We start from the raw sequence: 11,360 nt of genomic DNA on the forward strand, positions 1-11,360 counted from the left end.
GGTGGATTTCAGCAAGGTGGCAGATACCGCTCAAGCCAAGACCTTCGTGAGCCGCATGCTCGGCGAGGTGCAGGTTGCCGCGCTGGATGCTCGGCTCAAGGATGCCCCGACGTCGGGCCATCGTTTGGTGCGCAACACCGAGCTTGCCTATCAGTTGCAAGATGGGGTGCATGTGGCCTGGAACGAGAGGGCATGGTGGGCGCACGGTACTTGGGTATGACGACTAACGCCACGGGGAGAGCCGGTTCAGCGCGCAACGGAAGCCGATAAACTCTTCGTCGGGGTCTTCTCCGCGTCTCGATACAGCGGTTTCGAACATACCGGAAGAGCCGAATCGAACGACTCGTTCGCTCCCTGAGACAGGGCCACGGGGATCGACAGCGTGATCCCGACCAAAAATATCAGGTGCATACCAGTCGTTCACCCACTCACGCTCGTAGCCCACCATATCCGCGATGCCTAGCAAACCGGTTCCGTACGATCCGACCGGGCGAGACGTGAGTTCCGATGCAGACAGCCTCCGTCCGTGGTTCTCCAAGTGATCACGCATCGGTGTGTCACCAAAGGGGAATGGGCCGGCGAAATAGACTTCTTTGCCGCCGTCTCTGGCGGCATATTCCCATTGAGTTTCGGTTGGTAGATCAAATGGTTCGCCCGTAAGCTTTGCTAGCCACTGACAGTAGCCTTTAGCTTCATCCCAACGCGCGCTTAGAATTGGGTAGTTGGGAAAGCGGAACTTGATTTCATAAGATTCTCCCTCACCCATGAACTTTCCGTTCCTCGCCCGCGAATAGACGTCATAGTCGCCATACGTCACCTGCGTCCGGTAAATCGAAAAGCTGCTCACCGTCACATACTGCGGCGGTTTGTTGTTGTCGTCGCCGGTGACCGGGCCGGGCTGCCCTTCGCGTGCGCCCCAGTCTCCGAACCAGAAGCTGCCGCCTTCGACGAACACCATGTTCTTCTTCACATGGTCGATGAAGGCCGCCAGTTCCTTCTCGTTGGGCGGTCCGCCGCGGCGAAGATGCTCCCGAAACACTTTCCAGAACTCCTGTTCCACATCGTCTTCGGACCAGCTGAAAAATTCGTAAAAGCGCTCCCACACCCATGGCTCGGGTGACGGCGTATCAAGGGCCTGTTTGATGAACGCGGGGTCTACGAAGAGTTGCCTGGTGTTCTTTGGATTTCCGGCGGGTGAGCGGTCGATGGCTCCTGGGGGCAACGGTAGCGCCAGATCCGGCCGCTCCACACCTTTGGGGAAGGGTTTCCCCTCCGGCACAAACGGCTCGTAAACAAAGGCTTGTGGTCCGGCGGTGGCGCAGCCGGTGCCAAGAAAGGCAAGAGCGGCGAACAAAGCGGTGATCTTGAAGGGAGGTGACATCGAGATTCACGTCATCGGGAAACGGGGAACTGGATTATAACCGGGGCATCGCGATGAATATGACGAGAAGCTATCTCGGGGTGTGTCGATGTCGTTTCGTCCGCCAAGCGGGGATGAGCGGTTCCCGCCGGCCTTTCATCGTTGATACCGCCGATGAGACGCAGTGCAGCGGGTGGCGCGACCGGGCGAGGTCGCAGAATCCCGTTCGTCCAGTTCAAACGGCAGCGGTACAGCGTCCGTCCCAGAATTTTCCTGGCGGTCGGTCGGTGTGTAAGGAACGTCCGTGCGTGAGCGTCTCATGCTCCGGCCCGGGCGCCAACGCCCCCGCCCTGTTCGCCGGCCGGCAAGACCCGGCCCACCGCCACAACGCCAGCCTCTCCGGCCTCAAAAGCCAGCAACTGTCCGCCAGTCGCGGCGGCAGCGGCGGCTACAACCAACTGATCTTCGACGACACCCCCGGCGAGCCGCGCATCAGCCTCGGCACCACCGAATACGCCAGTGCCCTGCACCTGGGCCACCTCAAGCAACAGCAGGACAACGCCCGGCTCAAAGACCGCGGCCACGGCGCCGAACTGGCCACCCGCGCCGCCGCCGCCGTGCGCGCCGGCAGCGGCCTGCTCATCAGCGCCGACGCACGCCCCGGCGCCCGCGGCGCCCACCTCGACAGCGCGGAACCCATCCGCCAGACCGAAGACGCCCACGCCCTCACCACGGCCCTGGCCGACGTCGCCGCCAAACAGAACGCCGCCCTCGCCGGCGACCCGGCCGCGCGAGACCTCCCCGCCAGCGCCGCCCTGCAGGCGGCCGTCAAGGTGATGGGCGCCACCGCCTCCGTCACCGGCGGGGCGGCGCCGACCGGCGATTCCAACACTGGCGGCTTCATCGCCATCCAGGGCGGCGAGGGCACCGTCCCCGCCTGGTCCGCCCCGCGCCTGCACTACAGCGCCCCCGGCGGCATCGCCCAGCTCACCCCCGCCAGCGCCATCCTCGTCGCCGGCAAAACCCTCAGCCTCAGCGCCGGCCAAGACATCGGCCTCGTCGCCCAAGGCAACCACAGCCTCGCCGTCAGAGGCGGTCTTGCGCTGTTTACCGTCGGCAAGGCGGGTGGCAGCAAACCCAACCAAGAAACCGGCATCGCCCTGCACGCGGCCAGCGGCAAAGTCAGCGTGCAAGCCCAAAGCGGCCAACTGCGCGCCGCCGCCGACAAGACCGTCACTCTCGCCAGCACTAGCGCCAGCATCCACGCCAGCGCCAAAACCCACCTCCTGGCCACCGCCGGCGGCGCCTATCTGAAGATCGAAGGCGGCAACATCAGCCTGCACGCCCCGGGGCCGGTCAAGCTCAAGGCGAGCATGAAGAATCTGACCGGGCCGGCCAGCGCGTCGGTGACGGGGCTTAGATTCCCCAAGGGGGGCGACCCGGCGATTACGGATTACACGCGGCGGGTGTTCGACGAACGATTCCGCGTCAGCAACGAAGCGACCGGTGAGCCGCTTCGGCACTTCAACTACCGTATCGAAGACGAAAGCGGGCAAATCCTCGCGCGCGGCATGACCGACGGGGAGGGTATGACCCCTCGCGTCAAAGCTTCCAAAGCCGAAAAACTCAAGATCGTTGCCGACGATGACTGACCACCATGACTGAAACCAGCACCGCCCAAGTCCTGGGAGAGGCGCGCACGAACACGCGCAAGGACTCCATCGTGAATGTGTTCGCCAACATCGACGAAGCGTTGCTGTTGTTCGATCCGGCCCGCAACCGTCTGATCGAGATTCCTCGGGAGCACGCCGTCGCGTTTCACGAGGAAGCCAACCGGATGAAGTCGCTGGCACAGCGGCTCGCCGAGGCGCGCCAGGAGATGCTCGACCTGGGGGAACAGTTCGACGCGGCGGCCAATGTCCAGCAGCCCTCTCTCGAACGGCTTGCCGTTCTCAAGGAGCGGATCACCGATGCACGCAAGCAATACGACGCCGTATACGAGGACATCAAGAAGCACCTGGGCGACACCGGCTATCTGTCATCCAAAGGCGATGGCAAGGAGCTCGTCGAGCTGATCCCGCTGGCACGTCGCAAGGGCGGCGGCGCACCCCGGGAGTGGGGCCGCAAATGGACCTATGTGCGCTCCGACAAGATGAAGAACCACTGGCGGGAATACAAGCTCGGCAAGGCAGATTCCGCCGCCGGGCAGGATGCGAGCTTCATCCGCGAGGGAAGGATCGACACCAGCAAACTGCGTGAGCAGTTCGGACAACTGGACGCCACGATCAAGAACGAGTGGTTCAAGGTACACGATGCCGGCTACCTGTTCCCGAACCTGCAAGCCTGGGCCGACACCTTGAACCAGAAGGCCAGCGAAGCGCTGCCGGCGCGTTTCAAGTCCGAAATCAGCCTGTTCCGTTACTTCGCCGGTTGTGGCGCGGGCGGTGAGTGGAAACCGCTCGAAGGGAAGATGTCCGGCAAGCTCAACGGCAGCGCGGAACTGATGTTGGCCCATGGCGAATGCAAGACCGAAGGCTTCGCGCCGAGTGAGCACGGCTGGGTGCTGGCCATGGTCGGCGCCAAGAGCGGAGCGCCGTTCCACATCGGCGCCATCCGGCTGGCCGGTAGCCTCAAGGTTGAGGGGGCGGTGGGCGCCAGCGTGGCCGCCGAGCTGTCGGTCGAAGTCGACTACTCGGCGCTGACCGGAAAGCCCAGCGTCAAGGGCGCGCGCGGACCTGTTCGCCGGCATCAAGGTCGGCGGCGAAGTGAGCGGCGCGATGCAGTACAAGAGCCCGGAGAACAACCAGCAATTCGAGGACATCGCCAAGGTCGGGCCGAAGCTGGATGTGATGTTCGGCGCCGGGGCGGCGGCGTCATTGGTGCTGGATTATCGGGATGGACGGTTCCGCTTCAAGGTGAAGGCCGGCTTGTGTTTCGGGCCAGGTGCCAAAGGCGAGTTGGGGCTGGAAGTGGACCTGAACCAGATCGCCAGCTTCCTGCAGTGGTTCTTCCATGCATTGCTCAATGCGGGGTTCGAGTTCGTGGAGGTGGTGACCGAACGAGCGTACAAGGCGGCGATGCGGTTGCAGGTGTTGATGGTGAATGAGGTTGAGAAGGCTTACGAGCAGTTGGAAACCCGGTGGCTGCGGTTTCAAGAATCGTTCGGCCGAGAGGCAGACAGGATTACTCTGATGGAAAAAGTGCTAGCCAGCCCGGATATCCTGCGTCATTGCACCCCGGAAGCCCACGGTATCCTGCTCTGGGAGCTCAGTCGCCATGGCAAACTCACCAAGTCAGCGTTTCTGTGGGAGAACTCGGAAGGCTGGGAAGTGTTGGGGCGCCGCAAGCGCGCCATCATGCAGATTCTCGAATGGCAGCAGTGTCGAAGCCAGTTCAACAACACGGTTCAGCACATGCACCCGGAGGGCGAGAAAGGCGATTTCAACACCAATATGACGCACCTGATCAACTTCATGGAGATCGGGCCGGGCGACAGTGAGTACGACCAGAATCTGTGGAACTTGTACACGGGGCTGCCGGAGACGCCGCCGAAGGGCTACCCGGTGGTACTCAACACGACCCACCAGTTCTGGCTGAATGCGCAGTTCGAGGAGTCGCCCGAGTACTTTGCGCAGATACGGGCGAAGACCGAGGTGGTTGTTTAGCGGGGTTGGACTGGATCGGGCTGATTGACGGCGCAGCGGAAGCTCTCGAATACAAAAGGAAACGGCTCATCTGCGACGATTCTTTCATCGGGGGTCGAATGGTGCCGGTCGACGTGAGGAAAACCTGAAAACGTCATGCTGTCGTTTGGCGCCTTCCCGCGCATCACTTTCTCAGTTCCGTTGGCAGGCCCCTTTGGGTTGTGCGTATCAGTCATGGTTTGGTAAGCGTCCGGGACATACCAGTCATTGACCCAGTCGAAGCCATCTCCGGCGAGGTCATAGAGCCCTAGTTTGGAGGGCGGAAAGCGGCCGACAGGGTAGAGGATGCCTCGCCCACGCATCTCTTCAATTTGCTTGTAGGTCGGATGGTTGTGCCCCTCTTTAATCAGCCCCGTATCGGTCGGATAGGGCTCATGGTAGGTTTTACGCCCCGCGCTGGCCGCGTACTCCCACTGCGCCTCGGTCGGTAGATCGAACGGGAGCCCTGTGACTTTACCCATCCACTGGCAATAATCCTTCGCCTGCTGCCAAGTCACGCCGGCAGGAATGTCGTCCGACTGGCGCGCTCGTCGCCAGATACGATTCCAGATTTCATCTCCCTCCGGCGGATGCGCGGGCAACCCGTTCGCCGTCACAAACACATCGAATTCTCCATACGTCACCTTGTACTGCGCCATGGAGAAGGCATCGAGCGTCACCCAGCGCGGTGGTTTGTTGTCCGTGCCGAGTGTGAAGGGCGGGTTGTCACCGAGCTTTGCGTCGGGGCCGAGCACCGCGCCACTTTCCTTCAATTCGTCGGTCATCAACTGGCCGGGGTCGCCCAGCCAGAAGCCCCCGGCCGGGATGTGGCTCATGTGCTTGAGGGTCTTGTCGACCAACGCATCGACCCGCGCCTGTTGCTCGGGCGTGAGCGACTCGGGCGCGCCGGTGCTGCAGGCGGCGAGGATTGAGGCAAACAATCCGCCCAAGATGGATTTGCGAAGAAATGTCCCGGGGTGGGAAGGGTCTGGTGATGACATCGGCAAAGCTCTTGATCGGTAAGTCAGCTGTGAATTATAACGATGGCATGAACTGGAGGTGTGCAAGCGAATCGAGAAGGCGTACGAGGAACGGCCAGGGCCACGAAGACGCCCCCGGCAACCGCATCGGCAGCGCATCCACGCATCCGGGGTCAGGTGCTGGCCGGCTCGCCCGACAGGCTGGCGCGGTAGGCGTCGGCCTGTTCGATCAGCCAGTGCGAGAAGTGCTGCAGGGCGGCGCGGTCCTGGCGGTTTTCGGGGCAGGTGAGGTAATAGGCCAGATCGCCGGTGAGGGCGATCTCGAAGGGCGCGACCAGCTCGCCCGAGGCCAGTTCACTCTGCACCAGAAAGCGCGGCACCAGCGCCACGCCGAGGCCGGCGCGGGCCGCCTCGGCAAGCATCGAGAAGAGCTCGAAGCGCGGCCCGCCGATGGCCTCCACGCCGCTCACGCCGGCCACTTCGAACCAGCGCCGCCAGGCATGGTGGCGCGCCGACTGGTGCAGCAGCGGAAAGGCGGCGAGTGCCGCCGGCTCGGGGCAGGGGCGCTGCTGCAGCATGGCCGGGGCCATGACCGGGATCATTTCTTCGTCGAACAGGTAGCTGCTGACCGCGCCCGGCCACTGCGCCGAGCCGAAGTGCACCGCCGCGTCGAAGCCGGTATCGGTAAACAGAAAGGGCTGGGCGCGGGTGGTGAGGTTGACCGTGATGCCCGGGTGCTGGCGCTGGAAGTCGGGCAGGCGGGGGATCAGCCAGCGGGTGGCGAAGGTCGGGATCACCGCCAGTTCGAGCACGTCGCCCTCGCCGCGGTGGGTCATGATGGCCACCGTGTCGCGTTCGAGGCGGTCGAGCCCGTCCGACACCTGGCGCAGATAGACCTGCCCGGCCTCGGTCAGCGAGATGCGTTTCTTGATGCGGTTGAACAGGCGCACGCCGAGGTAGTCCTCCAGCACCGCCACCTGTTTGAACACCGCGCTCTGCGTCAGCGACAGGGCGTCCGCCGCGCGGGTGAAGCTCAGATGACGGGCCGAGGCCTCGAAGGCCGACAAGGATTCGATGCTCGGAACACGCCGGCGCATGGATCATTCCTCAAAGTAATGTTCTCTGTAGTGTATTTCGTTTGATAAAGCCTTGCCCAGTCGTGAGAATGGCGCCCGCCAAAGGAGGCAAGTCGTTGTTGTGACGAAAGGTTTCGTTCGTTCGCAGGCTTGCCGGTATTGAATGGGGGTATTCGCCCCCGCCGACGATTGAAACCGGAGACACAGATCATGCAGGCCAGCCAGTCCGTTCCTTCCAATGCCTTCCGTCCGGCCCACATGCCGCAAGCCGCAGCACCGCGCACGCCGCAGCCGGCCGCGCGCAGCACCGTGGTGCCGCTGCCCGTGCGTACCGAGTCGGCCGAGCTCGACCGGGTGGTGGACCTGGGCTACAACTGATCGGAGACGCCGTGGTCCTCGACATGCCCGAGCGGACGGTCCTGGCCGCCGGCTTGAATCACCCGCTGCGTCTGACGCTCGCCGCCGAGTTGCATGCGCGGCCCTTCGTCCGCCTGAGCGCGCCGGCCTGTGTGTCGCACCTGGCCATCCATGGCGCGCACGGCGGCGTGCCCGACGAGCGCATCCTGGCCAGTCTGTGCGCGCGCTTCGGCGTGGCCGGGCCGCAGCCGGGGGCGCAGCACTTCTTCCATGACTTCGGCGCCTTCCGCCTCAAGTGGGAGTGCCACACCGAGTTCTGCACCTTCAGCTTCATCGAGCAGGGTGTGTCGGGCGAGGCCTTCGCCGAAACGCCGATGCGCCATGTGCCGCGCGACTGGCTCGAAGCGCTGTCGGGGCAGATCATCGTCGCCTCGCACATCCTGGCCGAGCAGGGCGAGGCCTACGAGCTGGACAACCCGCGCCTGCGCCGGATCTTCCCGGCGCCGCTGCTGGTCGGCAGCCGGGTGCTGGCCGGTGGCGAGCTATGGACCGACCTGCAGGTCGGCCCCGACGGCTTCTCGCGCTTCTTGCTGCGCGACACCGGCCTGCGCGAGATGCAGCTCGGGCGCATCGTGCAGCGCATCTGCGAAATCGAAACCTACACCCTGATGGCGCTCCTGGCGCTGCCGCTGGCGCGCGACCATGCCTCGCGCCTGACCGCCATCGAAGCCGACGTGACCCGGCTCGGCCTGCAGATGCAGGCGGCGGACGACGGCGCCGACGAGGCGCAGCTGCTGCAGGACATCTCGCGCCTGGCCGCCCGGGTGCGCTCGATGTCCTTCGACAGCGGCTACCGCTTCGGCGCCGCGCAGGCCTACTACCGCATCGTGCGCGACCGCATCGGCGAGCTGCGCGAGCGGCGCATCGAAGGCGTGCCCACGCTCGGCGAATTCATGGCGCGGCGTCTGGCACCGGCGATGGACACCTGTGTGTCGGTGGCGGCGCGCCAAGAGGCGCTGGCCAACAAGATCAGCCGCTCCAACGACTTGCTGCGCACCCGTGTCAGCATTGCCCAGGAAGGCCAGAACCAGCGCGTGCTCGAACGCCTGAGCCACAGCGCCGCGATGCAGCTGCGCCTGCAGCAGGCGGTCGAGGGGCTGTCGGTGGTGGCGGTGTCCTATTACGGCGTCGGCCTGGCGGCTTACGGGCTCAAGGCGGTCAAGGGCTGGGGGGCCGGGCTGAATGTCGACGGCCTGATCGGCGTGGTGTTGCCGCTGGTGCTCGGGGCCACTTGGTTCGGCCTGCGCCGGCTGCGGCATCGCCTGCATGGCCAAACGGCCGTTCAGGGGGGCTGAGCGATGACGCTGGCACCCCCCGAGGCGGCCGGCCCGGCCGATTACGCCGCCGCGCTCGACGCCATTCTGGCGCAGGTCACGCCCATCCTCGGGCAGGGCCGGGTGGCCGACTACATTCCCGAGCTGGCGCGGGTGCGCCCGGACCAGTTCGGCATGGCCATCGTCGGGCTCGACGGCCAGGTGTTCGAGATCGGCGCGGCGCGCCAGCCGTTTTCGATCCAGAGCATCTCCAAGCTCTTCGCCCTGATCCTGGCGCTCTCCGCCGAAGGCGATGCGCTGTGGACCCGTGTCGGGCGCGAGCCCTCGGGCTCGGCCTTCAACTCGCTGGTGCAGCTCGAATACGAGCACGGCAAGCCGCGCAACCCCTTCATCAACGCCGGCGCGCTGGTGATCACCGACATCCTGTGCCAGCGCTTCGCGGTGCCGGCCAACGCGGTGCTCGAATTCCTGCGCAAGCTGTCGGGCAACCCGGGGCTCAATCTCGACCGGCGCATGGCGCTGTCGGAGTTGGGCTGCTCGGATCGCAACGCGGCCATGGCGCATCTGATGAAGAGCTTCGGCAATCTGCACAGCCCGGTGCCGGCGGTGCTCGAGGCCTATTGCGGGCAGTGCGCGATCGAGATGAGCTGTGTCGACCTGGCGCGCGCCATGACCCTGCTGGCCAACCACGGCTGCGTCGCCGCCACCGGCGAGCGGGTGCTCGGCGTCAGCCCGACCAAGCGGCTCAACGCCCTGATGCTCACCTGCGGCACCTATGACGCGGCGGGCGACTTCGCCTTCCGTGTCGGCCTGCCGGCCAAGAGCGGCGTGGGCGGCGGCATCGTGGCGCTGGTCCCTGGCGAGTGCGGCATCTGCGTGTGGTCGCCGGCGCTGGAGACCTCGGGCAATTCGCTGGCCGGTTCGCTGGCGCTCGAAACGCTCACCACGCTGACGCAGAAGTCGATCTTCTAGCCGTCGCCGGGGGCGTTTCCGACACCGTGCCAAGGCTTCGTGCCGGCACGGTTTTTGTGTTTGTGCGCCCGCCTCCGACTATGCACCATATGCATAACCCGATGCGCCATGTGCATCCATGCGACATGCGCCGGTGGCCACAATGCTCCGTCTTTTCACCGGAGCACACCTGCATGAATCACCCCATGGATCTCACCGCCGCGGTCGGCGGGCTGTCCTACCTCAACCCCCATGCGCCCGAGCCCTGGGCCAGCTTCGTCGAGCAGATCGAACGCGTGCGCCCCTACCTGGGCGAGCTGGAGCGCTGGATCGAAACCCTCAAGCATCCCAAGCGCACGCTGATCGTCGATGTGCCGATCGAGCGCGACGACGGCACCGTGGCGCACTACGAGGGCTACCGCGTGCAGCACAACCTGTCGCGCGGGCCGGGCAAGGGCGGCATCCGCTTCCACCCGGCCGTCACCCTCAACGAGGTGATGGCGCTGGCCGGCTGGATGACGGTCAAGAACGCCGCCGTCGGCCTGCCCTTCGGCGGCGCCAAGGGCGGCATCCGGGTCGACCCGGCGAGCGTCAGCAAGGGCGAACTGCAGCGCATCACGCGCCGCTTCACCTCCGAGATCGGCCTGATCATTGGCCCGGACCGCGACATCCCCGCGCCCGACGTGGGCACCAACGCCATGACCATGGCGGTGATGATGGACACCTACTCGATGAACCGCGGCGGCACCGCCACCGGTGTGGTCACCGGCAAACCGATCGCGCTGGGCGGCAGCCTGGGCCGCCAGGAAGCCACCGGCCGCGGCGTGTACATCACCGCCCGCGAAGCCGGCCGGCGCCTGCATCTGCCCATCGAAGGGGCGCGCGTGGTGGTGCAGGGCTTCGGCAACGTCGGCGGCATCGGCGCGCGGCTGTTCCACGAGGCCGGCGCCAAGGTGATCGCCATCGGCGACCACTCCGGCACCTGGCTCAACGAAGGCGGCATCGACATCCCCGCCGCGCTGGCGCATGTGGCCGCGCATGGCGCGCTGCTCGGTTTTGCCGGCGCCGAGCCGGTCGGCATCGAGGACTTCTGGGCCCTGCCGTGCGAGTTCATGATCCCCGCCGCGCTCGAAGGGCAGATCACCGCCGCGCGCGCCGAGCGCATGCGCGCCCGCGTGGTGGTCGAAGGGGCCAACGGGCCGACCACCCCGGCGGCCGACGACATCCTCACCGACCGCGGCATTCTGGTGGTGCCCGACGTGCTGGCCAATGCCGGCGGCGTGACCGTGTCGTACTTCGAGTGGGTGCAAGACTTCTCCAGCTTCTTCTGGACCGAAGACGAGATCAACGCCCGCCTCGAACGCATCATGGTGCAGGCCTTCGATGCCATCTGGCAGGTGTCGCAGGACAAGCAGGTGTCGCTGCGCACGGCGGCCTTCATCATCGCCTGCCATCGTGTGCTCGAAGCGCGCGCCGAGCGCGGCCTCTACCCCTGAGCAACCGGCCGGGGCATCCCTCTGCGGATGCCCCGGCCCTTTTTTTGCACACCCGCTGCGCCCTCCCCAGCGCAGCGGCCCTGCGCGGCCCCTGTCGCGGCTGCCAAGAAAAAAGCGCGGGCG

The 11,360-nt window shown here is 65.5% G+C and carries 11 protein-coding genes; 8 read left to right on the forward strand and 3 right to left on the reverse strand.

The features are described from left to right. Positions 1-220: hypothetical protein (locus tag I8J34_RS21905; protein ID WP_214363769.1), on the forward strand; the 220-nt coding region annotated here is incomplete at its 5' end. Between the two features lie 3 nt (positions 221-223). Here the strand turns inward: I8J34_RS21905 and I8J34_RS21910 are convergent. Beyond that, positions 224-1,381 carry a formylglycine-generating enzyme family protein gene (locus I8J34_RS21910; RefSeq protein WP_214363770.1) on the reverse strand — a complete coding sequence of 386 codons (1,158 nt, stop codon included), beginning with the start codon at positions 1,379-1,381 and terminating at the stop codon, positions 224-226. 287 nt (positions 1,382-1,668) lie between these two features. Between I8J34_RS21910 and I8J34_RS21915 the strand changes: the two genes are divergently transcribed. From I8J34_RS21915 to I8J34_RS21925, 3 genes are read left to right on the forward strand one after another with little or no spacing between them, the layout of a single operon-like run. Continuing rightward, complete coding sequence (locus I8J34_RS21915) at positions 1,669-3,012, forward strand: DUF2345 domain-containing protein (protein ID WP_230411956.1); 1,344 nt, start codon at positions 1,669-1,671, stop codon at positions 3,010-3,012. 5 nt (positions 3,013-3,017) lie between these two features. After that, on the forward strand, positions 3,018-4,466 hold the full coding sequence (locus tag I8J34_RS21920) for a hypothetical protein (protein WP_214363772.1): 1,449 nt from the start codon (positions 3,018-3,020) through the stop codon (positions 4,464-4,466). Continuing rightward, positions 4,408-5,025 carry a hypothetical protein gene (locus I8J34_RS21925; protein WP_214363773.1) on the forward strand — a complete coding sequence of 206 codons (618 nt, stop codon included), beginning with the start codon at positions 4,408-4,410 and terminating at the stop codon, positions 5,023-5,025. Before I8J34_RS21920 ends, I8J34_RS21925 begins: the two co-directional genes overlap by 59 nt. Here the strand turns inward: I8J34_RS21925 and I8J34_RS21930 are convergent. Then, positions 5,022-6,044, reverse strand: a complete 1,023-nt coding sequence (locus I8J34_RS21930; RefSeq protein WP_214363774.1) for a formylglycine-generating enzyme family protein — start codon at positions 6,042-6,044, stop codon at positions 5,022-5,024. The genes I8J34_RS21925 and I8J34_RS21930 overlap by 4 nt on opposite strands. A gap of 152 nt (positions 6,045-6,196) precedes the next feature. Beyond that, positions 6,197-7,120 carry a transcriptional regulator GcvA gene (gene gcvA / locus I8J34_RS21935; RefSeq protein WP_214363775.1) on the reverse strand — a complete coding sequence of 308 codons (924 nt, stop codon included), beginning with the start codon at positions 7,118-7,120 and terminating at the stop codon, positions 6,197-6,199. A gap of 168 nt (positions 7,121-7,288) precedes the next feature. Here gcvA and I8J34_RS21940 point away from each other — a divergent pair, with 168 nt between their 5' ends. From I8J34_RS21940 to I8J34_RS21955, 4 genes are all read left to right on the forward strand, one after another. Continuing rightward, on the forward strand, positions 7,289-7,477 hold the full coding sequence (locus I8J34_RS21940; protein WP_214363776.1) for a hypothetical protein: 189 nt from the start codon (positions 7,289-7,291) through the stop codon (positions 7,475-7,477). A gap of 11 nt (positions 7,478-7,488) precedes the next feature. Beyond that, entirely contained in the window at positions 7,489-8,811 is a 1,323-nt protein-coding gene (locus I8J34_RS21945; protein ID WP_230411957.1) for a DUF3422 family protein, read from the forward strand. A gap of 3 nt (positions 8,812-8,814) precedes the next feature. After that, complete coding sequence (locus I8J34_RS21950; protein ID WP_214363777.1) at positions 8,815-9,762, forward strand: glutaminase; 948 nt, start codon at positions 8,815-8,817, stop codon at positions 9,760-9,762. Between the two features lie 173 nt (positions 9,763-9,935). Then, entirely contained in the window at positions 9,936-11,237 is a 1,302-nt protein-coding gene (locus I8J34_RS21955) for a Glu/Leu/Phe/Val family dehydrogenase (RefSeq protein WP_214363778.1), read from the forward strand. The last annotated feature ends 123 nt before the right edge of the window (positions 11,238-11,360 follow it).

It is taken from the genome of Denitromonas iodatirespirans, assembly GCF_018524365.1.
In the GTDB taxonomy this organism is placed as follows: Bacteria; Pseudomonadota; Gammaproteobacteria; order Burkholderiales; family Rhodocyclaceae; genus Nitrogeniibacter; species Nitrogeniibacter iodatirespirans.